Consider the following 25,363-nt stretch of genomic DNA (forward strand, 5'->3'; position numbering starts at 1 on the left):
TCTAATCCATAGTAAAATCAGCAATATATATGTAAAAGACTCTTAATTCAAAGAAAAAATTATGAGGACAAAAATATAGCTATATGAAAAATGATGGACAAATCTATGAAAAGTAAAATATAGCCTGTAAATTTGGCAATAAATGAACTTGAAAAAGTTAAATAAATCTTATAGAAAGCTAGACAAATTAGGAGGGGTATAAATGATAGAGCTTATGAATTTAAAAATGATATGTGATTTTGAGTATAGAATAATAAAAAGTGATGAAAAAAATATGGATATATATGTTGATTTGGATTACAGAACTGTTGATATAAGAGATGATAAAATGGAGTTTTTTAATTCAAGGATACAGTTTCCAAAAGTAAAAGCTATGATAATGAGAATAACTTCAGACAGTGAAGTTATGACAATACACCTTTTGAGGGACATAGATTTACTGTCTGCATTTGCAAATTTTGAAGTGGATTATTCGGAAAACATTTTCAAAATTATAAAAAAGGATGAATATGTAGTTCTTGAAAAAGAAGAAATATAGTATTAAAATAAAAAAGCATATTTTACAACTTGAAAACGTTTTTAAAATTTAATTTAATTTAGAAAGTAAAACAAAAGTTTAGTAATGAATTGTTATGTTAGAAGTTGAATTTTTTTTGAAAAAAAGGCAACAGAAGTGTCTTTTAATGTTAAAATAGAAGTATGTATATAGTGAAATATATTTTCGTAGATCTAGATATTTTAAAGGTGAAATAAAGTTATAGTTAAAGAAAATTAGAATGCTTTTTAAGAAAATTATTAAAAAATATTTTAAAAACATAAACTATGACTCTTAAAATCAGATTATTTACAAAATAAAGAAAAAAAGATTTCTTATTGGATGAAAAAAATTTGTATTAGGGGGGGAATATATGTATAACTGAAATAAAGTTTTTTAGGGGAGCATATATATCTGAAATAAAGTTTATTGGAAGAAGATAAATAAACTAGAAAACACTATATATTAATTATTATTTTGATAGAAAAGGAGTTTTATAGCAATGGAAAAGTTAACAGTAGATTTCAACAACTTAGAAACACTTGATCAGTTTCATGAATTTATCAAGAAGAATTTAAACTTATCTTCGGAATATGGTGGCAATTTGGAGGCACTTCACGATGTAGTAGTTAATAGCAATATAAAGTTTGAAGTAATAAAGGGCGGACCTATTTTGATGGAAATGCAGGAAATAATTGCTGATTTACTAGGCCATAATATAAAAAATTAGAGTATTTGAAAAATATTAGGTAACTAAATTTATAATGTAAACTAGATAAAACTTAAAAAAATAAAATAAATTGTGCTTTTAAAATAAATAAAAATAAAAGATAATTAAAAATATTATTTATTAAAAGATAGATTTCAATTATTTTTAGTGTAGAAAATTTTCTAATCACTTTATTTTGCTTAAAAAATATTTTATGGGGTATCTTTCATAAGGAATAAACTTAATACTGACTAATACTAGCTATGGATTGGAAAATAAATAGCTAGTTGATTATAAAAATTAAACTATGAAAGGAGATGTGTATATTTATGGATTTTTTTAAAAGATTTAAAACAAATACGCATAAACCCGTTAAAGGAGTTAGAAATTTTTTGAAGTATGTAGGTCCAGGGCTATTGGTTACGGTTGGATTCATTGATCCAGGTAACTGGGCGTCAAATATATCTTCAGGAGCTGACTATGGATATGTACTACTTTGGATGGTAACTCTCTCTACAATTATGCTAATTGTACTGCAGCACAATGCAGCTCATTTGGGTATTGTAACAGGGGATTGTCTATCGGAATCGGCTACTAAAAATTTATCGAAAAAGGTATCAATTCCAGTATTAATAACATCTTTACTAGCAGTTATTGCAACCACAATGGCAGAAGTATTGGGAGGTGCAATTGCCTTAAAAATGTTATTTCACCTACCGATAGAACTAGGTGCAGTCTTAGTATCTATATTTGTTTTACTTATGATGTTTTCTCATTCTTATGCAAAATTGGAGAGATACATTATTGCTTTTGTATCTTTGATAGGTATATCTTTTATTATAGAGTTGGCTATGGTACCAGTAGATTGGAATGCAGCGGCAAAGGGATGGGTTACAGTATCTCTACCAGATGGTTCAATACCTATAGTAATGGCTGTTTTGGGAGCTGTAGTAATGCCTCATAATTTGTTTTTACATTCAGAGGTAATACAGTCTAGAGAATTTAACACAGCAGATGATAAAGTGATTAAAAAGCAATTAAAATATGAGTTCTTAGATACATTGTTTTCTATGATTGTTGGCTGGGGGATCAACTCGGCAATGATAATACTTGCAGCAGCAACTTTCTTCAAAAATGGAATTGCTGTTTCTGAATTAGAAAGTGCACAAAGACTTTTAGCACCGATGCTTGGAAATATGGCTTCAGTAATATTTGCATTAGCCTTATTATTTGCAGGTATATCATCAACTATGACAGCTTTGATGGCAGGTGGATCAATATTTGCAGGAATGTTTAATGAACCATATGATATAAAAGATTTTCACAGTAAATTTGCGGTTGTTGCGACATTAGTAATATCTACAATAATAATATTTTTTGTATCTGATCCCTTTGAGGGATTAATATATTCGCAAATGCTACTTTCTATACAGTTACCAATTACTGTATTTTTACAGATATATTTAACATCATCTGAAAAAATAATGGGTAAATACAAGAATACAGCATTTACAAAAGTATTATTGATAATAATTGCTATTATACTTACAATATTGAATGTTATGCTTTTCAAGGAATTATTATAGGAAATAAGATTTTTTAAAAAGTTTTTAAATAAAATTGATAATAAAATGAAAATATACAAATAAAAAGAGTCTGCATATGCGGGCTCTTTTTATTTAGATATTTATGTAAATTTTAAAGATATATATGAGATTTCTCTGGATGTTTATCAGCCCAAACTCTAGCATAACTACAGTCTAGATATGTTTTCCAGTTATTTTTCTCTATTATCTTAGCAGCCTCTTCCATTAACTTGCTAGCAATTCCCTGCCCTCTAAGAGAGGATGATACATAGGTAGAATCAATATTTACTGTATCTTCATCTACCATAGGAAATGTGATTTCAGCTACTATATGTCCATTCTCATCTTCTAAATATATTCTATGTTCTTCATATTTAAAATCCATATTCAAACCTCCTTAATATTTTCTTATATTTAATTATATCATATTAAGAGAAAAAATATTTAAAAATATAAAATTTTGAGAAAATTCAGCGTCTAAATTTTGCTTTTATCCAATGAGCGTTTAACAGCTGTGTATATAAGTAGTGAAGTGACTATTCCAAAAGTAGCCTGTAGTGAGTTTGCAGGAACAGCTGCCAGAGATGTTTGTATTCCATACATAAAGATCTCTCCTATAAAGTATCCTGATACCATAACTATTCCGCCAATAATAGTTCCAATAACATTTCCTTTTTTACCAGAAACCTTCTCTGCTATTAGTCCACATAGAAAACCTTCTAGACCTTTTGCTACAAGGGTAACTGGTGCATAAATAGCATAGCCAAGAATAACATCTGCAAGTGCAGATCCAACACCGCCTATAATTCCACCATGTTTTTTACCTAAATAAAGCCCAGAAAATAATACCACTGTATCTCCCATATTTACATATCCGTGAGCACCTACAACAGGTATTTGTACAATCATAGTCATAATAGTTGTAAGAGCCATTAAAATTCCACATATAACAAAATCTTTTGTTTGAAACTTATTTGCTTCATAAGTATGACTGCTCATAGTCTACCTCCAATTTATTTATAATATAGTTTTTTCTTTAACTATACTATATTATAAAAAGATACAATAATCAATTTGTATGTCAATAAAAAATACATTGTATCGATTCATTAATAAGAAAGTAGAAAAAATAATTCTTTGGAAAACAAAAATACTAAAAAGTAATGTATAATGAATATAGGAGTTTGTTTAAAAGGAGGTTCTAAATGTTAACAGAAGAACGTTTTAAATATATTTTAGATAAAGTGAAAATAAAGGGGACTGTAAAACTAAAGGATCTAGTTTCTGAGTTAGATGTGAGTGAGTCCACTATTAGAAGGGATCTCGATGAGTTAGAGGAGATGGAACTTCTAAAAAGAGTTCATGGTGGAGCAGTAGGAACTAAGAGTAATTTTGCAGCAGATAACACGATAACAGAGAGGATAACTCAGTATTCCTCTGAAAAGAAAAGGATTGCAAAGTATTGCTCTGAGTTGATAGAAGACGGTGATTTTATATATATCGATTCTGGTACAACGACTTATGAGCTAATACCATATTTAAAGGATAAGAATGTAATAGTTGTAACAAATGGTGTTTATAATGTTGAGAGATTACTAGAGTACAATGTAAAAACATATATACTTGGTGGAGGAATAAAAGAAATTACTAGGACTGTAGTTGGAGAGCAGGCTTTGAAGCAAATTGAGGACTTCAGATTTAATAAGGCCTTTATAGGTGCAAATGGAGTAACATTTAACGCAGCTATAACAACTCCAGATATAAGTGAGGCGGTCTTAAAAAGAGAAGCAATACTAAGGGCAGAAGAATCTTTTGTCTTGGTAGATTCAAGCAAGTTTGGCAAGGTATCATTTTCTAAAATCTGTGATTTAGAAGACGTTTCAATAGTTACAGATGCAGATAAAGATGAGATGGATGAGGATATATTAGAAGCTACAAATGTAATATTGATTTAGCAGTAAGCAAAATTTATATTTAAAAAAATAAAAAATATATCTTGAAAAGTACCTAGTTATTTATTAGGTACTTTTTTAATATTTATAAATTATAAAATTGACGAATTATGAAAGAAAGTGATTGTAAATAATGGTAATGAAGAGATATTTTGATAAAATATGAAAGAAAGTGATTGATTTATTACAATACAAATGCTATAATCAAATCAATCAATATAAAAAGATAAAAAGGGTAGTTATAAGTATAAGATGATTAAAATCTTTGTATGAAAAATATATGATTATACTTTGAAAGGTGGGAAAAGGATGATATATACTGTAACTCTTAATCCTTCAATAGATTATATAGTGCATGTAGAAAAGTTTATAGAAGGAAGTCTAAATAGATCCACAAAAGATTATATAAATGTAGGTGGAAAAGGAATAATGGTTTCAAAGCTTTTAAGAAATATTGGAGTTGATAATGTGGCTCTTGGATTTTTAGGTGGTTTTACAGGGGCATATATTAAAGATTGGTTTGAAGAAAACGATTTTAAGGAAAATTTCGTAGAGCTTGAAGAAAATACAAGAATTAATGTAAAGCTAAAGTCAGACAAGGAAAGTGAGATAAATGCTCAAGGACCACACATTTCAAATGATAAAAAAGAAGAATTTATCAAGAGTGTAGAGAATATAAAAAAGGGAGACACTATTATTGTATCAGGAAGTAATGCTTTAGGACTTGATGAAAGTATATTTTTCGAAATTATAAAAGAGTGCGATAAAAAAGGTGCCGATTTTGTAATAGATACAACAGGAAAGGCTTTACTTGAGTCAATTAAAAGATCTCCACTGCTTATAAAACCGAATATAGATGAGTTTGGAGAGTTATTTGGAAAAATATTTACAAGTAAAGAAGAATTAGCACCATATGCAAGGCAATGTTTAGATATGGGGGCCAAAAATGTAATTATTTCTCTAGGAAAAGATGGAGCAGCCTTCTTCAATAAAGATATTTCATACTATGCACCAAGAGTTGAAGGTCAGTTAGTAAATTCTGTTGGGGCTGGTGATTCTATGATAGCTGGATTTGTAGCTAGTATAAAATCAGGCAAATCTGAACTTGAGAGTTTTAAGTATTCGGTAGCGTGTGGAAGTGCTACAGCTTTTTCTCAAGATATAGCTGATAAAGAAAAAATTGAGGAGATACTTAAAAAAGTTAAATTAGAAAAAATATAAAATAACCATCTTAAAAATAAAGAGGGTTGTATTTAGAAAAAGTAAAGAGTGATTGTATTTAGAAAAAGTAAAGAGTGATTATATTTAGAATTAATATAGAATAATTATATTTGGAAAGGACGGTTATTATGAAAATTTCTGACTTATTGAAAAAAGAAATTATGATCATGGATTTGAGTGCAAAGACTAAGCAAGATGCAATTGAGGAAATGATTGCTAAGCTAAAAGAAAAAGATATGATAAATGATGTTGATACTTTTAGAAAAGAGATAATGAATAGGGAAGAATTATCATCAACAGGCTTGGGCGATGGAATAGCAATGCCTCATGCAAAAACTAGTGCGGTTAGTACTCCTTGTGTCTTGTTTGCAAGAAGCAAAGAAGGTATAGACTATGAATCTCTAGATGGACAGCCAGCATATTTATTTTTTATGATAGCAGCAGAAGATGGAGCGAATAATACTCATATAGAAACACTTGCAAATCTTTCAAGACTATTATTGAAGCCAAACTTTATTGAAAAATTAAAAAATGCTAAAACAGAAGATGAAGTATTAGAAATAGTGGCAATAGGGGAAGAAGAAAACAAGGAAAAGGAAAAAAAGAGAGAAGAAAAAAAGAAGGAAGAGGCTAAAAAAGAAGGAGTAGCTGAAGTTGCTCAAAAGCCACTTATAGTAGCGGTAACTGCTTGTCCAACGGGAATAGCACATACTTATATGGCAGAAGATGCACTAAAGGAAAAGGCAGAACAGCTAGGTATAGATATAAGGGTAGAAACAAATGGAAGTGATGGAGCCAAAAACGTATTGACATCAAAAGAGATTCAAAGGGCAGCGGGCGTAATAATTTCTGCAGATAAAAATGTTGAAATGGCAAGATTTGATGGAAAAAGAATGATCAAAACTCCTGTCAGTGAAGCTATAAGAAATCCAGAAAAGCTTATAAATAAGATTTTAAATGGAGAAGGAAAGCTATATCACTCAGATGAAAAGTCAAGTGGAGATGACGAGGAAGAAAAGTTATCTATAGCAAGTAAGATATACAAAGATGTTATGAACGGTGTAAGCCATATGCTTCCTTTCGTAGTTGGTGGAGGTATATTGATAGCAATATCCTTTATGGCTGAGCAAGCATTTGGGTCAAACAGTGAGATATTTAAGTTTTTACAAGAAATAGGTGGGAATGGTGCATTTTCATTTCTAATACCAATTCTTGCAGGGTACATCGCTATGAGTGTAGCAGATAGACCAGCCTTAATGCCTGGTATGGTTGGTGGATTGATGGCAGTGCATACAGGTTCAGGATTTATTGGAGGACTTGCAGCAGGTTTTATAGCAGGTTATGTAATATTGTTATTGAAGAAAATGACAGCTGGAATGCCGAAATCATTAGAGGGTGTAAAACCTATGATAATATTCCCAATATTTGGTTTATTGATTACAGGTGCAATAATGTATTTTGCTGTTAATCCAGTTTTTTCAGGGATTAATACTTCTATGAACAATGCACTTACAAACTTAGGTACAGGAAACGCAGTAATTTTAGGAGCATTGTTAGCAGCTATGATGGCAGTGGATATGGGAGGACCTGTAAATAAGGCGGCATATACATTTGCTATAAGTGTATTCACATCTACTCAGCAAGGCTACTTGATGGCAGCTGTAATGGCTGGTGGTATGGTCCCACCTTTAGCAATAGCACTTGCTACTAGCTTATTTAAAAATAAATTTACAGAAAAAGAAAGACATTCAGGTCTTACAAACTGGATATTAGGTTTAACTTTTATAACTGAAGGTGCCATACCTTTTGCAGCAGCAGAGCCATTAAAAGTAATAGCTAGCTCAATTATAGGTGCAGCAATAGCAGGAGGACTTACACAATTTTGGCATGTAAATGCACCAGCTCCTCATGGTGGAGTATTAGTAGCATTTGTAATGGAGCCTCAACATGTATTATTCTTCCTACTATCAATAGCTATTGGAACAGTTGTATCAGGTTTAATATATGGATTTTGGAGAAAACCTTTAGAGTTAAAGGAAAGTTAAAGGTTTATAGATTTTAAAAATAGATTATAATTAAAAACAGGGATTATAATTAAAAACAAAATACAAATAGGCAGCCATATGGCTGCCTATTTGTATTTTATATATTAAAATTCTAGTATTTATATTAGGATTGTTTCTAGTATTTATACAAAATCAATTCTTTATTTAGATATTCTCCATAGAAAATTTCAGATATAGATTCATAGCCCTTTTTTTGGACTTCAGCTTCTAGCCATTCCTTAGATTTGTTTAATCTAAAGAGGTCAAGGTAATTAATTTGTCCATCCTCTATTAATACCCAGCCAGTGTTGTCATCATACTTCATAATAGTAGTGAGCTGTCCGTTTGGTTCTAGCCAGATGGTATCAACTTCTGAGATACTGTGAATTCCCTTTTGATGAAGCCTTGACATAATATCATCCAAGTTAACCTTATTTTTCTTAAATTCATCTGTAAGAAATTTATTTGATTCCATTAGGAGAGTAGGATGACCCTTTATAGCTCTTTTTGCACGAAGATTTTTTTGTGTTATAAAATTTACCAATAGCATTAGACTTGTCCAAATAATTATAGCCATAAAAAACTTATAAAACTCTAAATCAAGATTATAGATTATTCCACCGAGAATTCCACCAAGTATATAGTTACCAATCTGATCAACTGCAGATTGTGGTGAAAGTTGCATACGTCCAAGCAAATTCATATATATAATAAGTGCTAAAAGTCCAATAGCTAGTCTTAATGTCATTTTTATAAATATAGAAAACATTATAAATACACCCTCCTAAAATATTCAAATAACTAATAAAAATTTTGAAATATGATAATTTTATATTAATATAAAATTCTATATAAATCAAGAATCAGAAGTAAATAGCTTTTTGAAAGGTGAATAAAGTAATATATAAAGCTGAAGTTAGAAACTCTAAAAATACAAATTTTTGATAGTGAAATTATGCTAAAAATAAAATTGTGATATAAAGTTGTAAAGAGAGCAAAAAGTATCAAATTCTGTGATATAATCAAAAATGTATGTAATTTTTTAAAAAGGAGAATAATTATGAAATGGGTAAGTGATAAAGTTGATTTTAAGAGCAGTATTGTGTTTAGTATTGCCATTTTAGGTTTTGGATTTATAATAAAGGGAATAGTGGATATTATAAAATCTATGTTAAAGTTGAATTTTACTAATTGGACAAGTGTAGTTACTAGGGGATACTTTTTTACAATTGCAGTAGTTATAGTTGGCACAATATTTATATTTTATAAGATGTATACTGAAACAGAAGCGAAGACTCAAGAAGAAAGCAATAGAAGGCAATTATTTTATAAAATGATAATGCTTTTGATGCTGCTTGCTACAATGCTTTCTTATTCAAAACCAGTATTTACAGTAGTTTTATTTACAACATCTTCAATAAATCTTATTATGCTAGGATTTATAATAGCGGTTACTTTTAAATTTTTAAAAAGACGTTTATAGTAAAAGATTGGATATTTTAAAAAGAATTTAAAAAAGAAGAGGGAAGGGAAATAAATGAAAAAGATTTTGCTAATTGCAACAGGTGGTACTATAGCTTCTAAACCAACAGATGTTGGCTTGGTACCAAGTATTACGAGTGATGAAATTTTGGCTTTAGCACCACATATTGCTGATTTATGTGAGGTAAGTGCTATTCAGTTGATGAATATTGACAGTAGTAATATGAGCCCAAATGGTTGGATAAAGATAGCCAATTGTGTTAAGGAAAATTATGACAAATATGATGGATTTGTTATTACACACGGAACGGATACTTTATCGTATACAGCATCAGCACTTTCATACTTGATACAAAATTCTCCAAAGCCCGTAGTTATGACAGGATCACAAAAATCTATTTATCTAGAAGATACAGATGCTAGAAAAAATCTGTATGATGCTTTTATATATGCCTGTGATGATAGAGCTTGTGGTGTGCATGTAGTATTTGATGCAAAGGTAATAGTTGGAACTCGTGCTAGAAAGACTAGAACTCATAGCTATAATGCATTTGATAGTGTTGATTATCCTATGACTGCGATTGTATTTAACGGAAGAGTAATATACTACATAGAGGAAAAAGTAAGTGGAGAGCCTATGTTTTTCGATAAATTAAATACAAATGTTAATATATTGAAGCTTGTTCCTGGAATTAGCCCAGATATATTTGAGTTTATAGGAAAGGCATCAGATGTCTTAATAATTGAAGGCTTCGGTGTTGGTGGAATACCTTGTTATGAAGGAGATAATGCCTTAGTTGAAAAAATGCAAGAGCTAAAGGCGCAAGGGAAGATTATAGTTCTATCAACTTCTGTTCCACATGAAGGAAGCAATATGGAAGTATATCAGGTAGGATATGAGATAAAGGGAAATCTTCATCTTCTTGAAAACTATAATATGACAACAGAGTCTACTGTATGCAAGATGATGTGGATTACAGCTATAACAAAAGATCCCAAAAAAGTTGAAGAGATGTTTTACCTTCCTATAGCTCATGATATTGTGTATTAATTTATAAGTTTGGAATTTTAAGTAGAGATTGAGTAGTATTATAAATAAAAAAGAGTATTATTTTTTAATAATACTCTTTTTTAATGAAAACAATTTTGAAATTTAAGCTAATAATATAAGTACTATTAAAATTTGCTTCTATGATATTTAAATAAGAAGTCCGACTCTAACTCCTTGTTCAATACAGCAGTAAGATTACTAGCTAAAAAATTTATTTCATATTTATTTTTTCATCTGAATCAAGTAATATCATGATGAAAGCTTGGCAAATCGTGCTGATAGAATAGTTAGAATACAAGATGGAAAAATTATTTAGTTTAAAGTAAAATCAATATTGATGTAATATTCTAAAAAATATGTTAAAATATAAATATGTACTAGATTTAGTATATTCATTTTCATGCATGAAAAGGAATATACTTTTATTTGTATAAATAATTTTCTGATTGATATTTAGAAAATACTATTGAGTGATTTAATATTTTAAGAAAGAGGTGATAAGATGTCAGAGAGTATATACAATGAAATACGAAGCGCATTTCAGGAATTTAACGAACTCCCTTACCAGTTTCAGCTGCTTCCAATGGCAGGAAAAGTAGAGGTAGACTATATGTTATGGAGTGAAGAAATTCTATCAAATGAAGACAAGGAAAGACTTTCTATCGCCGCTCTTAATAAAATAAAGGAGTTAATAGATAATAATAAAACAGAAATAAATCTATTAATGTATCTAAGGGAAAATCCATTGCATGAGTATATATATGCTTTTACAGATTTATTAAGAGTATATATTGAAGAGGAGTTTTTTAAAGTCGATGAAATCTATAATTTTGCTATAAAATTGGCGACTCAAAGTATATATGATGACTTGGTTAAGCTAGGTATTATAATACTTGGTAACTTTGAAAATGATTATAGTAAAAGGGTGCTTTTAACTTTAGGATATCATAGTGAGTTCACTTTATATGTTTTAGAGGCTATAAATAGATTTTCAGATTATAATAGTATAGTATATAACTTATTGAAAAATACTGATGGCTATGGTAGATTATGTTCTTTAATAAAGTTTAAAGCAGTGAAAGAAGAACAAAAAAAAGTATTAATTGAAGAAATTGTAGAAACTACGACCTGTGTAAAAAGGGATTGTAGCTTATTTATAATGACAAATACACTATTGGAAGATTATATCGACAATATAGTCATAGATAAAAATAACTTCACTGGCATTTCCTACCTCTTGGCATATTCATCATTTGAAGCTAATTTTAAGATGTTTAAGGTTAGCAAGCGTCTAATAGAAAAGTATCTCTTTAGTGCTTATAAATATGCAAAAGACTATATAGACTTTGCCGCAATAGCTATTATTAAATCAAACATAGCAACTGACTGGAGAGATTCCATTGACTCTGAAGAAAAGAATAATGGATGGTCCTTAAATGTTGAAAAGTCTATGGAGAAAAACTGCGAGGACCTAATAAAGAGATTTGATTATGAAAAGATAATGACAGAGGAATTAATAAATAATAATGATTTTGAAGTAGAAGATGCAAGTATGATGTTGTATTTACTAAAAGAGCTTCAATTTTCTTATGATTATATAGTAGATTCAAAAATATTTGAAATGATGTTTAGTAGAATGCCTTTTTATTTTGACATGATAGAGTATTTTCTTATAAATAATGAAAGAGTATATTATAAAGATATATATAACTTTATTATAGATATGGTTCCAGAAGAGGTGTTTAGTGAAAGTAGAAATGTTGATGATCCTAGTGTAAAGTATCTTCCAGATGTATGGATAGTGTATATTTTACAAGCGTTTAAAAATTCTAGAGATTATAATGAAGAGTTTTTTATTAAATGCTTATTTGCAAGATTTAAAGATGTAAGAATAAAAGCTGCAACAGTTTTAAAATACTTTAGAGAAGACTGGAGCGACAAGGTAATTATTGCTCTCAAAGAGATGATTAAAGAGGAGCCAGATAAGGATTTGGTCAAATATATAGAAAAAATGTTGATAAAATTCAAGCTTTTTAATATGAATGAAAGAAGTTCTGGATTAAGTGCGGGGCTTAATTCAAAAGTATCTATAGATAATGTAGATATTATAAATTTAACAGAGGATGGAAATGTTATAGCTCTAGAAGTCAATGATAAAAAGAATACTTCAAAAGTAGATAAGAAAGAAAAAAAGATAGAATTCTCTGAAGAAAGTACAGCTAAAACTGATGATGAAAAACATAATGAAAAAGAAAGTGATAGTGTAAGAAAAATAGATGACAATAAAACTATTATTGTAAAAAAACAAAGATATGTGGATGTATTTACTGATTTTGAAAAATCAGAAGATGATGTCAAAATATTATTATCTATACTAAAGGGTACTGAAGATAGAGACCTCTCAGTTCTTGAAGGAAGTATAAATAAGGGAGATATTTTGTATCTAAAAGCAGATCCAAATGATATATATGAGAAAAATACTATTTTAATTTGTAGCTCAAAAGGTTATGTTATAGGATATATATCAAAGACTCACGGGGAAGTGTTATATCCTCTTTTGAAGGATAGGAACAGCAAAATTTATGCTATTCTCAGGGATGATATCGGTGCACATAAGCCTAGAGTGGATATATACCTTCATGTAGAATAAAGACTATTGTATCAATCTAAATATTTTTTACAGAAATAAAGTTTGCTCATAGATAAAAAGCTTATATGCTTAATATATTGTCTCTAAAAAGATATGTATTTCCAAAGAGTTTAGACCATAAACATAAAATTTATCTAAATAGATATGAAAACTAATTCGTAAGTATAAAAACTATTCTTCCGATACATCACTGCTATGGGATTTAATTCATAAGCAAAAAGATTGTAGGGTGTGGATTTAAAAAGCATAAAATTTAAAACTCAATATAAGAAAAACATAAGAAATTAATATTAAAAAAAGAAGATAATATAGAAAGAAATATAAGAACTCTAAAAAAATTTAATAAACAAAAAACCAGTGTCTAGCAAGTCGAAAAAATAAGATTTGCTAGGCACTAAATTTTTGAAAAATACTGAATAAATAAAAAATACTTACAAAATTAATTTTTCTATGTTCCAATATCTATCTATGTTTGCTATAATTATGTTGATTCTAAAAATAGGAGGTATAGAGCTATGAATAAAAGAGTTGCTGTTATAAGTGCAATATTGGAAAGTCCACTTGCTTGTCAAAGTGATTTCAATAATATAGTTTCAGAATATAAGGATATTGTTAGGGGAAGAATGGGAATTCCTTTTGAAAAAGAAGGTATTTCTGTTGTTAGCATTACGGTACTAGGGACACTAGATGAAATCAATGGTTTGACTGGTAGATTAGGGAGTATAGAACATGTAACTGTCAAAACTGCTATTTCCAAGAAGGAAGCAATATGTCTATAATAAATAGTGAAAATAAAAAGAAAATAATAAATAAAGTTGAGGGAGTTTTAGAAAACTCTTATGCAAGAAGTTCTATATCTGATAAAGATATAAAAATAATAGATAGAGATGATTTAGATAATAAATCAATTTCTCTTAGCTTAATAAATAATGGCCTTTCAAATGAAGAGATAGCTAAGAAATTAATAGATATACTATATGCTGAAAATAATCTTTGTGATGAAGATTTGGCTTGGTTGATAGATAATTTGGATGAAAAAGGTAAGAAATATTTATTTAGCTTATCAAAGAAACTAAGAGATAAATATTATGGCAATAAAGTCTATTTAAGAGGACTTATAGAGTTTACAAATTATTGTAAGCGTGAATGTAGATATTGCGGTATAAATGTGTTCAATAAGAATGTGAATAGATATAGATTGACAAAAGACGAAATTATGAAGTCATGTTTATTAGGAGAAAAGCTGGGATATAACACATTTGTTTTGCAGGGTGGAGAAGACCCATACTATACTGATGAGATGTATGTCGATATAGTCAAAAGTATAAAGTCTTTAATACCTGACTGTGCGGTTACCCTTTCTATAGGTGAAAAAAGTTATGATAGCTATAAAACTTTAAAAGAGGCTGGGGTTGATAGGTTTTTATTGAGACATGAAACTACAAATGAAGAGCTTTATAGATGGCTTCATCCTTTATCTGAATTTAGGACAAGAAAAAAGTGCCTAGAAGATCTTAAAAGTCTTGGCTATCAAACTGGTGCAGGATTTATGGTTGGACTGCCATGGTACACGACAAAAGATTATGTGGCAGATTTAAGGTTTATTAAAAATCTAGAGCCTGAAATGGTGGGTATAGGTCCATATATTACTCATAAGGATACTCAAATGAATCACTATAAAAGTGGAGATTTGGATACGACTATACTTATGTTATCTCTAGTGAGAATGTTACTTCCAAGAGTTCTTCTACCTGCGACAACCGCACTATCAAGTATTGACCCGAATGGAAGAGAGTATGGATTAAATGTGGGTTGTAATGTTATTATGCCCAATCTTTCACCAGAAGACCATAGAGGTGACTACTCTTTATATAATGACAAAAAGAGCAGTGGAAGTGAGTCAGCTCAAGCTTTAAAGCTAATAAAAGATCAATTAAAAGATTTTGGATATGACTGTGATATGGGCAGAGGAGATAGTAAAATGTTGACTGGATTTGAAAAAATAGAAATTATTAAAAATTAATTAAGTATAGAAAATTCAAAATTAAAATGTTATAATGAAAAAGCATGAAAACATTATATATCAAGCAGTATAAAAAATATTAAATCATAGTTATTATGCTAATAAATAATTATTTTTGTCTGACAAAAAAGAATATAATCTGATTTGAAAGGTGGTAAAAAGAATGACAAGAAAAAGATTTGATGAGGATATGAAGATAGATAGAGATTATATACTATCTTTAATTGAAAATGCAAAAGAAACAACAGAGGAAGACATTGATAGAATCCTTGAAAAAGCAAAGGACAGAAAAGGCTTAGAACATTCTGAAATTGCTTCTTTACTAGAAATTAAAAATGAAGATCAAGTAAAAAAACTATTTAAGATAGCTGGAGAAGTAAAAAAGGATGTATATGGTAATAGAGTGGTTCTTTTTGCACCATTATATATCAGTGATTATTGCGTAAATAACTGTGTTTACTGTGGATATAAATGTAAGAATAAATTTGTAAGAAGAAGACTTACAATGGACGAGATAAGACAAGAAGTAGAGATTTTGGAAGAGATGGGACACAAAAGACTAGCTCTTGAAGCTGGGGAAGATCCTGTAAACTGTCCAATTGATTATGTTTTAGAAGCCATTGATACTATATATGATACATACAATAACAATGGAAAAATAAGAAGAATAAATGTTAATATAGCAGCTACAACTATAGAAAATTATAAAAAATTAAAAGATGCTCAAATAGGTACATATATCTTGTTCCAGGAAAGTTACGATGAAGTAGCATATAGAAATATGCATCCGAATTGTATAAAAGGAAATTACGACTATCATACGACTGCCTTTGATAGAGCAATGGAAGCTGGAATAGATGATGTTGGTGCGGGTGTTTTATTTGGATTAGCAGACCCTAAGTTTGAAGTTTTAGGATTGATGATGCACAATGAACATCTAGAAAAGAAGTTTGGAGTAGGATTCCATACTATTTCTGTACCTAGACTAAGACCAGCGGAAGGAGTAACTCTTGAAACATTCCCACATCTATTAGATGATGATATGTTTAAAAAGATAGTTGCTATTATACGTCTAGCTGTTCCATATACAGGTATGATACTTTCTACTAGAGAAGAGGCTGAAGTAAGACAGGAATTACTTGAATATGGTATATCTCAGGTAAGTGCGGGATCATGTACAGGTGTTGGCGGATATGAAGAAGCTGCAAACGGAAGAAATATAGATCAGTTTGAAAAGGCAGATGAAAGAACTCCTATAGAAGTAATAGAAGACCTTATAGATCGTGGATATGTTCCAAGTTACTGTACAGCTTGTTATAGAACTGGAAGAACTGGAGAAAAATTCATGAATATAGCAAAGTCTGAAGAAATACACTATATGTGTAAGCCAAATGCCCTTACAACTCTAATGGAATATGCCGTTGATTATGGGGATGAAAGATTCTTAGAAAAGGCTGAAAACTTTGTAAGAGAACAGGCTTCTACAATAGATAGAGAAGATATTAGAGAGTTTATCTTAGGAAATATAGAAAAGTTGAAAAAGGGTGAAAGAGATTTATTTATATAAGATAAGTAAATTGACTGATTAATATATTTAATTATCTTGACTTGATTTTTAAAATTAAATCTTTTGTTAGCTAATTTTCAATAGAGTCTAACTTAAAAATAACCCAATATAATTTTATATTGGGTTATTTTATATATTATTATAAATGTATTTTATATAGGGATTATAAGAGGTAGAGATGAATAATACACCGATTGGAAATAGAAAAAGTATAGTGCTAGTAGGAAATAGAAATGCAGGGAAATCTACTATATTCAATAAGTTACTTGGATTTGATAGATCTATTGTTTCTTCTGTTGCAGGTACTACAACAGATCCTGTGTGGAAGGCTTCAGAGATGATAGGATATGGAGCAGTTAGAATTGTGGATACGGCAGGTCTTGACGATATAGGAAAGCTTGGATCACAAAGGGTGGCAAAAAGCGAAGAGGAAATGCGTGATTCAGATCTTTTGGTATATATCTTTAATATTGAAGACCTAGTAAATATTGAAGAAGAAATTATAAGAAAAAAAATAATAGATATTAAAAACAAATATAAGGATAAAGAATTTATTTTTATAGCAAATAAAATAGACCTACTAGATGAAAAAATATTATATGATATAAAATTAAGATATAAAGATTTTATATTTATATCAACAAAGTCAAAAGAGAATGCTTGGCTAGAGAATTTAAATAATAAAATTATTGAAAAACTAAAAAATACTGAAGAAGAAAAAAGCTTATTAGAAGGGATGTTAAGCTATGGTGACACTGCTCTTTTAGTAGTTCCAATAGATAGTGAAACACCTAAAGGTAGGCTGATACTTCCGCAAGTGCAGATAATAAGGGCCTGTCTAGATGAAGGTATAAAAGTGATTGTCTGCAGAGACAGTGAGTTGGAGGAAACATTGAAAGAAAATAAAAATATAGACCTTGTGATTACTGACTCCAAGGTATTTGACAAGGTTGCAGATATTGTTCCAGAGAGTATAAGCTTGACAAGTTTTTCAATATTGTTTGCAAGAGAAAAAGGAGATATAGAAGAGTTTTTAAAGGGAGCAAGGCACTTAGAAAGACTAAAAGATGGAGATAAAGTACTGATAGCGGAATCTTGTACACATACTGTATCTCATGAAGATATAGGTCAGGTACTCATTCCGAATCTGATAAGAAAGAAAACGGGAAAGAAGATAGAGTTCGAGTTTGTATATGGAAAATCCCTCCCAGATGATTTAGAAAGATTTTCTATGATAATTCAATGTGGTGGATGTATGATGACTAGAAATAATATGATGAATCGAGTATATGCTGCAAGAGAGCATAATTTAGCGATTACAAATTATGGAGTAACACTGGCATATTTAAAGGGTGTATTTGATAGAGCAGTATATTAAGTTTATCCAAAAAATAGATTACAATTATTGTTTGTATTTTTAAAAGAGTTAAAATAATAATCAATTTTATGATATAATATAAAAAACGATTTTAATTTTTTTAGGAGGAAATTATGAGTATGTTATTTGCTTTAGGTCTTGGTACTGGTATATTTTGCGGTATATGGGGTCTAATATCATCAATTCCATCTTTGGGATTAGTAACTTGGATTGGGTTTGCAGGATGTACGGCTTATTTTGCTTCAGGTAAGCATGGCCTAGAGGGAGTTAAAACTTCAATATTTTCAACTATGTCTGGTATGATCTCAGCTATGTTGGCGATGTTTATATCTGGATTTGTTCCAGGTTCATTTGTTTTGAGTGCATTTATGACTGGACTTATATCTGCTACAATGTGTTGGCAGGCTAAGGCAAAGGTTTTATGGTTTATACCAGGTGCGTTTATGGGATGTTTCTCTACATTTGCAGCTGCATCTATGGGCTTAGAAGTATTGGGGGCAGACCTATGGAGAGTAGTTGTATCATTTTTATGTGGAGCGATACTTGCTTTATGCTGTGATAAGAGCGGTGAATGGTTCTTTGAAAAATTCGGTAAAAAAGAAGAGTTAGAAACAGCAGAATAGTTATGATTGTGTTATAATTTGAGTGTGGAGATATTTATTTAAATATCTCCACACTTTTTAAATAGATAAGATTTTTTCTTATTTTAGCAAAATTAAAGGCTAATATAGTATAATAATATTAGACTGTTAATGATAAATGATTTCAATAAAACAGTAGATAAGTTATTTTTATTATCAGTTTGATTTTTATAATATACAACTTTTAATAATGTATGTATTTATTACATATAAAAAATAGCTTTGATATGAGGAATAATCATATAAATTTATAAAAAGTAATAAAAGTTCTATATAATATTAACTTTATCAGCTTTCAAAAATTAGTGTATAATAAAAATATGGAAACTAAATTTATAAAAATAATAAAATAATAATTCAATTTGGAGAGGAGAATATTACAATGAAAAATGAAACAATAGAAAGAGCACTGTCTCACAGAAGTATTAGAGCCTACAAGGAAAAAGAAATCGAAGCGGATTTAGTGAAAAGCTTATTGGAGGTTGCAAACCACACATCTACTAGTATGGGAATGCAGTCATATAGTATTATCAGAATAACAGACAAGAAAAAGCGTGAAATGATAGCGAAAGTATGTAATCAGAAGTATGTTAATCAAGCTCCAGAATTTTGGGTATTTATAGTTGATGTATATAGAAATGCAGCCATAGCATCAGAACAGGGCTCTTTCTTGGATAGTAGAAATGACATGGATAGATTCTTCCAGGGGTTCACAGATGCATCTCTTGCAGCACAAAATGTTTTGTCAGCAGCAGAATCAGCAGGTTTAGGAGGGGTATTCTTTGGAAGTATACTAAATGATCCTGCAAAGATGATAGAAATATTGAATTTACCAGAATATACTTTCCCAGTAGTAGGTTTGGGTATGGGGTATCCAGATCAAGATCCACTTCTAAAGCCAAGAATGGATATAGAACTAAAGGTATTTGAAAATGAATATAAAAAACAAGATAGTTATTTAGATGCTATTAAAGACTATGATGAAAGAATGAAGAAGTATTATGACTTAAGAAATCCTAGTAAAAATTTGGATGAATTTTCTAAGCAAGTAGTATCTATATTATCGAATGCAACAGAAAAAAGAAGTAAAATAATAAATGACGTTAGAAGACAAGGGTTTGATCTTCAGTTGGACTATATTCCAGAAGCTGATATAAAGACAATGTACAAGCCAGCTCCTAAGGATATAAAGGAAGAGGTATTTGAAGAAAGTGAGCTAGGATTTAGAATGGATACAAATATCAAGGATTTATTTGATGAGTATCCATACATTAAAAGCTATATTCTTTCAGTAAATCCTAAGTTTAATAAATTGAGAAGTTTGAGTGCATCAAACAAGCTTAAGGATTTGACAATAGAAGATGTTGCCAAAATAGGTGAAATGCCAGCGGATTCACTAATATATATGATTGAGTCAAGAATCAGTGAGGAATAAGGGTAAGAAAAAAATGAAATGGAATGATAATGATTTTGATAAGCCCAAAGTCTTTGATAGCAAAGATTTGAGCCAAGATACTCAAGAGATTAAGCTAGATAAGCTCAGGGAAAGTATGGAAGATGAAGAATACACCGATGAGTTTAAGGCTTATGAAAAATATGTTAAAAGAGAAAAGAAAAAAAGAAAGAAAATTTTTATTATACTTTCTATAGTTATGGCAATATTGATTGCAGGAGTAAGCTTTGTTGCAGTAAAATACTTATCTAGGATATCAAATTTAGAAAGTGATGCTCAAGAGTATTTAGAACAAGGTCAATATGAGCAGGCTGCAGATATATATAAGATGCTATATGATGAAACAGGTGAAGCTGAGTATATGCAAAACTATAAGTATATATCTAAAAATGTTGAAAATAGGGAACTCTTGAAGGAGGCCGATAATAGCATTAAACTTCAGGACTATGAAGGTGCTATAGAAGTGCTTTTGACTATATCTACTAATGAGGATAAAATAGTAGATCAAGTAAATGAAAAGCAAGATCTGGCAGCTAAAAAATGGTTAGAGGAAATAGAGGCTTGCTATAATAGTGGAAAATCTTCTCATTGTTCCTCAGAGATTAATAAGTTTGTAAATCTTTTACCTGATAATATTAAGGGGATAAATCTTAGAGAAAAGATAATGAAAAGAGAAAGTGAAGAAGAATCAGATAGTAGGAATATGGACAGTAATAAAGAACAAGCTGATTTAGATAAATTGAATTCTAGACTAAATAAAAAAATGTATGAAAAGTCTAAGGCAATAGTTGGAACTAAACAGTTCGTAACAGTTGAAAATGCAAATGTTAGAGAGAATCCTAGTAGGGACTCGAAGGTATCTGGAACTATACACAAAGGAGAAAGTGTATATATAGAAGATACTAAAGTTGAAAGCTCAAACAGTATTTGGTGCAAGATTACATACTATTCGAGTGATAGGCTTTATACTTCAGGTTGGATATCATACAACATAATAAATGGATCTGAAGGTCAAAGTTCAGTTATAAATCAGTAATTATTGACGACTATCTATAGTAAAAATAGGAGGGTTTAGATGGAAGTTTTAGATTGTATACAGGGAAGAAGAAGTGTTAGAAAGTTTTCTGATAAAAAATTAGAATATAATACAATTGTGGATTTAATCAAGATAGGAACCTATGCACCAACAGCTCAGATGAGGGAACCTTGGGGGTTTGTAGTTATACAGGATAAGGAAGAATTGAAGCGTTTGTCAGATATAGCCAAGTTGGATATTTTGGAGAGAATAGATGAGCTTCCTCAATTTAAGGCTTATGAAAAATTCTTCTCTGACCCAGAATTCAATATATTTTACGGGGCAGAAAATATATTGATAGTATATGGAGATACCACTACTAGATGGTATAAAGAGGATTGTTCAGCTCTAGCAGAAAATATAATTTTGGCTGCCTTCAGTCAGAATATAGGAACTTGTTGGATTGGATTTGCAAAAGACTTGTTTGACTCAAAACAATTTAAAGACACATATAATATTGAAGAGAAATATGAGTCTGTAGCAGTATTAATTATGGGTTATATGACTTATGTTCCAAACCCTCCTAAAAGAAGAGAACCTATTATTTTTTCGAGAGGAAAATAGTAGAAGTAAAGGAGGAGTGCAATGAATTTTTCTATGACATTTTCGATTGCATTAATAATTTTTTTAGGAGTATTTTCCCAGTGGATAGCTTGGAAAATATCGAAACCAGCAATAGTAATAATGAGTATTTGTGGACTGCTAGTAGGTCCTCTTCTAAATATTGTGGTTCCAGCACAACTTATGGGAGAGGAAATCTACAAGTCTATAATATCTTTATCTGTGGCAGTTATTTTATTTGAAGGAAGCTTGTCTTTAAATTTCAAGGAAATAAGAGACACTAGACTTACAATTAAAAGAATTGTTACTATAGGAGCCTTTATAGCTTGGATTTTAGGAAGTTTAAGTGCATATTTTTTGGCTGGTCTTTCTATCACAAGCTCTTTGGTTATAGGAGCGATACTAATAGTAACTGGTCCAACTGTAATTTTGCCATTGTTGAGACATGCAAAGCTTGATAAAAAGGTATCCTCTATATTGAAGTGGGAAGGCATATTGGTTGACCCATTAGGAGCAATTCTAGCTGTTTTTTCTTTTGAAATTGCTAGAATATTTACATCTCCTACAGCTAATATGGTAAATGTATTACACTTTGCATTTGGAGTTTTTATGGCACTTATTGTAGGGCTATTGTTTGGATATGCAACTGCGAAGGCTTTAAAAGAAAACTACTTTCCAGAGTACCTAAAGGCAGCGATGGTCTTATGTTTAGTTATAGCATCATTTACAGTTAGTGAAGTAATATCTCATGAAACTGGTCTTTTGGCAGTAACAGTAATGGGTGTAGTAATGGCAAATATGGAAATTTCTTCCCTTGAGGAGATAACTCACTTTAATGAAAATATATCCATAATATTGATATCTTCAGTATTTATTATGTTGACGGCATCTCTATCTAGAGAGGTTTTAGTAAATATATTCCAACCAGGAATTATATTATTTGTTTTATCAATGTTATTTATAGTGAGACCTTTATCTATATGGATATCAACAATAGGTGCAGATATTACAAATAAAGAAAGAGCCTTGGTAGGATGGATAGCACCTAGAGGAATAGTGGCTTTAACAGTTACTGGATATTTTTCAAATTTATTAGTTGAAGAAGGATATCAGGATGCAGAAATGCTTCTAGCATTAACCTTTGCTTTAGTAATAGTAACCGTTTTAGCGCATGGTTTTTCAATACAACCTTTAGCAAAAAAATTAGGACTTGCACATTCAGGAAAGCCAGGTCTGGTGATAGTAGGCTCAAATAAATTTTCTGTTGCCTTGGCAGAGTTTCTTAGGGAAGAAGAAATACCAACACTTATTGTTGATTACAGTGATTATGATTTAGGAAATGCGGTGGAAAGAGGAATAGAGTACCATCAAGGAGAAATTTTATATGATGTGTCAAACTATAATTTAGACTTAATTATCTATAAAAAGATGCTCCTAAATACACCGATACCACTCTATAATGTAATTGTATCTCGTCAATTTTCTACAAAGTTTGGCAGAGGAAATATCTGTCTAGTAAATGTTTTGGGAGATAAATTTAAAAATGATTTCAAGGAACTTAAGCATATAGATGTTCCTAGATTAGGAGATTATAGAGCAACATATTTAAAGCTTATCGGACTTATAAATGAAGGTTATCAGTTCTCAAAAGTAGAAATAACAGATAGCTTTAAAGAAGCGGACTATTATAAGAGTATGGACTATAGAAGAGTAAATATAATGGTTATAGATAAAAGTGGAGACATAGAATTCTTTACAACAAGAAAGCATCCTAAGGTCTCTAATGGTGACTTTATAGTATCTCTAGCACCAAAAGAGATACATGATGACGGTGAAGATCAAAATCTAGATGGCTTTGAATCTGATTTCAATAATTTGTCTCAGGTGTAAGATTTATCTATTGCCAATTTTAAAATAATATTTCTTTTAAGAAATAAAAAATATTAAAAAGTTTTTTTATATTTATAACTTTTTAAGAAATAAAAAAAGAGCAATTTCATAATAAAAAATATCAAAAATAGAGATTAAAGATGGAAGTGATAGTTTGCAATATATATTTGATTATTTTGAATATTGACAAAATGCTTGAGCGATAGTATACTAAATGTAAATATATGAATAATAAATGTTTATACCTAAAGTTGGAGAAAAAGCAAGAAATATGTCGTATGTCGAGATGAATAGCAAATAATTTTCTACCACTGATAATCTGATTTTAGTTTTGAAGTTTTAATCTCTCCTAGTGCTAGGTGTTAGCACGGTATAAACATTGAAAAAGAGGAAGATTTTTCTTCCTCTTTTTGTTTTGAATAAATACATAAAATATTGTTTTGAATAGATATATAAAATAAACTAACTACTTATTAGATATAAAAATAAATTCATTTTCTGTTGAGTATTCTTCTGAAAATACAAATCCAGCTTGATTAAATTTTTTCAAATCTTCAGGATCTAATATCTTGTTTTTTACTATATAATTTACCATCAATCCACGTGCCTTTTTCGATGAGCTAGATTCAAGCTTTAGTTCTTTGTTTTTTAAAACCTTGAAGAAACAAGATATATATTTCTCATCTGTAACATAATTTTTAATAGCTTTTGAATACTCATCTGAGGCAAGATTAACTATCACATTGTCTGAGTCTCTTTTTATTGAATTAAAAATCTTATCTCCCCAAAATTTATAGAGATTTGGGAAGTCTTCTGAAGGCAATTTTCTAGACATTTCTAATCTATATGGATATATAGAATCCATAGGCTTTAAAAGTCCATATAAAGCTGAAACTATTCTTAAATGCTCATTTGCAAAAGATAGATCTTCTTCATTAAAATCTTTAGCTGCAATATTTTTATATTGAATACCACTGTATAACAATAAGGCGGGTCCGCCTAGCATATCAAATTTAAATTTTTCAAACCTTTCTTTATTTAATAGACTTAGCTTTTCATTTATTTTCATTATTTTAGATATTTCTAAGACACTAAGTGTTTTTAGATAATCAATTAGTAGTTGTGATTCATCAATAAATTCTGGAAGCGACTCTGCTTTAATATTTTTCTCATTGAATCCCTTTGCAGGAGATATAAATACTATCATAAAATAATTTCCTTTCTTAGTATATAATTACCTTAATAATATACCTATTTTTGACTTATCCAAACAAAACTGAACAATTAGATGATTTAAAAGCTAAATAATTCGTAAAAAAGCCAATAATTTTGACTATTTTTCAAAAAACTATTGAAAAAATCTGTATATTAAGTTATGATTTTAGTATAAAGTTCGTATTTAATAGAATGTTTAATAGAAAGAAATTATCAAATATCAAGAAAAAGTGAAAAAATATTCTATAGAAAGTAAATATAAAGCTAAAATATAGTAAAAATATAATTGGTGAACAAAAAAGTCTAAGTAAGATGATTATTGTTCGTAT

General features: G+C 29.7%; 22 protein-coding genes. 18 read left to right on the forward strand and 4 right to left on the reverse strand.

Annotated elements, in window-relative coordinates; translation table 11 throughout:
• The first annotated feature begins 202 nt into the window (after positions 1–202).
• The 3 genes from UF10_RS00810 (at position 203) to UF10_RS00820 (ending at position 2,830) form a co-directional block, all read left to right on the forward strand.
• A complete protein-coding gene (locus tag UF10_RS00810) occupies positions 203–538 on the forward strand; it encodes a hypothetical protein (RefSeq protein ID WP_106775948.1) in 336 nt (111 codons plus the stop codon).
• A gap of 499 nt (positions 539–1,037) precedes the next feature.
• Positions 1,038–1,265: a barstar family protein gene (locus tag UF10_RS00815; RefSeq protein ID WP_106775949.1), complete on the forward strand. Its 228-nt coding sequence runs from the start codon at positions 1,038–1,040 to the stop codon at positions 1,263–1,265.
• Between the two features lie 371 nt (positions 1,266–1,636).
• Complete coding sequence (locus UF10_RS00820) at positions 1,637–2,830, forward strand: Nramp family divalent metal transporter (RefSeq protein ID WP_330403874.1); 1,194 nt, start codon at positions 1,637–1,639, stop codon at positions 2,828–2,830.
• 112 nt (positions 2,831–2,942) lie between these two features.
• On the opposite strand, the gene UF10_RS00825 is transcribed toward UF10_RS00820, so the two are convergent.
• Together UF10_RS00825 and UF10_RS00830 are read right to left on the reverse strand one after the other, a co-directional pair.
• Positions 2,943–3,215: a GNAT family N-acetyltransferase gene (locus UF10_RS00825; protein ID WP_106775951.1), complete on the reverse strand. Its 273-nt coding sequence runs from the start codon at positions 3,213–3,215 to the stop codon at positions 2,943–2,945.
• A gap of 92 nt (positions 3,216–3,307) precedes the next feature.
• Positions 3,308–3,829: an ECF transporter S component gene (locus UF10_RS00830; protein ID WP_106775952.1), complete on the reverse strand. Its 522-nt coding sequence runs from the start codon at positions 3,827–3,829 to the stop codon at positions 3,308–3,310.
• Between the two features lie 206 nt (positions 3,830–4,035).
• Between UF10_RS00830 and UF10_RS00835 the strand changes: the two genes are divergently transcribed.
• The 3 genes from UF10_RS00835 to UF10_RS00845 all read left to right on the forward strand — a co-directional run bounded on the left by UF10_RS00835 (position 4,036) and on the right by UF10_RS00845 (position 8,048).
• Positions 4,036–4,785 (forward strand): DeoR/GlpR family DNA-binding transcription regulator, encoded by a 750-nt coding sequence (locus tag UF10_RS00835; RefSeq protein WP_106775953.1) that lies wholly within the window; start codon positions 4,036–4,038, stop codon positions 4,783–4,785.
• A gap of 306 nt (positions 4,786–5,091) precedes the next feature.
• The gene (gene pfkB, locus UF10_RS00840; RefSeq protein WP_106775954.1) at positions 5,092–6,003 is read left to right on the forward strand and encodes a 1-phosphofructokinase; all 912 of its coding nucleotides are present in this window, start codon (positions 5,092–5,094) and stop codon (positions 6,001–6,003) included.
• A gap of 128 nt (positions 6,004–6,131) precedes the next feature.
• The gene (locus tag UF10_RS00845) at positions 6,132–8,048 is read left to right on the forward strand and encodes a PTS fructose transporter subunit IIABC (protein WP_106775955.1); all 1,917 of its coding nucleotides are present in this window, start codon (positions 6,132–6,134) and stop codon (positions 8,046–8,048) included.
• Positions 8,049–8,184: 136 nt separating this feature from the next.
• Here UF10_RS00845 and UF10_RS00850 read toward each other — a convergent pair whose 3' ends face one another.
• Positions 8,185–8,817: a DUF421 domain-containing protein gene (locus UF10_RS00850; protein WP_106775956.1), complete on the reverse strand. Its 633-nt coding sequence runs from the start codon at positions 8,815–8,817 to the stop codon at positions 8,185–8,187.
• A gap of 291 nt (positions 8,818–9,108) precedes the next feature.
• On the opposite strand from UF10_RS00850, the gene UF10_RS00855 reads away from it, so the two are divergent.
• The 12 genes from UF10_RS00855 to UF10_RS00910 all read left to right on the forward strand — a co-directional run bounded on the left by UF10_RS00855 (position 9,109) and on the right by UF10_RS00910 (position 23,819).
• Positions 9,109–9,531: a hypothetical protein gene (locus tag UF10_RS00855; RefSeq protein ID WP_106775957.1), complete on the forward strand. Its 423-nt coding sequence runs from the start codon at positions 9,109–9,111 to the stop codon at positions 9,529–9,531.
• Positions 9,532–9,585: 54 nt separating this feature from the next.
• Entirely contained in the window at positions 9,586–10,581 is a 996-nt protein-coding gene (locus UF10_RS00860) for an asparaginase (RefSeq protein ID WP_106775958.1), read from the forward strand.
• Positions 10,582–11,083: 502 nt separating this feature from the next.
• Entirely contained in the window at positions 11,084–13,231 is a 2,148-nt protein-coding gene (locus tag UF10_RS00865; RefSeq protein WP_106775959.1) for an HIRAN domain-containing protein, read from the forward strand.
• A gap of 515 nt (positions 13,232–13,746) precedes the next feature.
• On the forward strand, positions 13,747–14,010 hold the full coding sequence (locus UF10_RS00870; RefSeq protein ID WP_106775960.1) for a TM1266 family iron-only hydrogenase system putative regulator: 264 nt from the start codon (positions 13,747–13,749) through the stop codon (positions 14,008–14,010).
• The gene (gene hydE, locus UF10_RS00875; protein WP_106775961.1) at positions 14,001–15,254 is read left to right on the forward strand and encodes a [FeFe] hydrogenase H-cluster radical SAM maturase HydE; all 1,254 of its coding nucleotides are present in this window, start codon (positions 14,001–14,003) and stop codon (positions 15,252–15,254) included. The genes UF10_RS00870 and hydE overlap by 10 nt, the downstream gene beginning before the upstream one ends.
• A 163-nt stretch (positions 15,255–15,417) precedes the next feature.
• Positions 15,418–16,821: a [FeFe] hydrogenase H-cluster radical SAM maturase HydG gene (gene hydG, locus UF10_RS00880; protein ID WP_106775962.1), complete on the forward strand. Its 1,404-nt coding sequence runs from the start codon at positions 15,418–15,420 to the stop codon at positions 16,819–16,821.
• Positions 16,822–16,999: 178 nt separating this feature from the next.
• Entirely contained in the window at positions 17,000–18,199 is a 1,200-nt protein-coding gene (hydF, locus tag UF10_RS00885; RefSeq protein ID WP_106775963.1) for a [FeFe] hydrogenase H-cluster maturation GTPase HydF, read from the forward strand.
• 113 nt (positions 18,200–18,312) lie between these two features.
• Entirely contained in the window at positions 18,313–18,822 is a 510-nt protein-coding gene (locus UF10_RS00890) for a DUF1097 domain-containing protein (RefSeq protein WP_106775964.1), read from the forward strand.
• Between the two features lie 400 nt (positions 18,823–19,222).
• On the forward strand, positions 19,223–20,275 hold the full coding sequence (locus UF10_RS00895) for a nitroreductase family protein (RefSeq protein WP_106775965.1): 1,053 nt from the start codon (positions 19,223–19,225) through the stop codon (positions 20,273–20,275).
• 13 nt (positions 20,276–20,288) lie between these two features.
• Positions 20,289–21,329, forward strand: coding sequence for an SH3 domain-containing protein (locus UF10_RS00900; protein ID WP_146130752.1), 1,041 nt, complete (start codon positions 20,289–20,291; stop codon positions 21,327–21,329).
• A gap of 39 nt (positions 21,330–21,368) precedes the next feature.
• Complete coding sequence (locus UF10_RS00905; protein WP_106775967.1) at positions 21,369–21,932, forward strand: nitroreductase family protein; 564 nt, start codon at positions 21,369–21,371, stop codon at positions 21,930–21,932.
• 21 nt (positions 21,933–21,953) lie between these two features.
• Positions 21,954–23,819, forward strand: a complete 1,866-nt coding sequence (locus UF10_RS00910; RefSeq protein ID WP_106775968.1) for a cation:proton antiporter — start codon at positions 21,954–21,956, stop codon at positions 23,817–23,819.
• A gap of 466 nt (positions 23,820–24,285) precedes the next feature.
• Here UF10_RS00910 and yaaA read toward each other — a convergent pair whose 3' ends face one another.
• Positions 24,286–25,026, reverse strand: coding sequence for a peroxide stress protein YaaA (yaaA, locus tag UF10_RS00915; protein WP_106775969.1), 741 nt, complete (start codon positions 25,024–25,026; stop codon positions 24,286–24,288).
• Positions 25,027–25,363 lie beyond the last annotated feature (337 nt).

The organism is Peptostreptococcus russellii, from assembly GCF_003012055.1.
Classification (GTDB): domain Bacteria; phylum Bacillota; class Clostridia; order Peptostreptococcales; family Peptostreptococcaceae; genus Peptostreptococcus; species Peptostreptococcus russellii.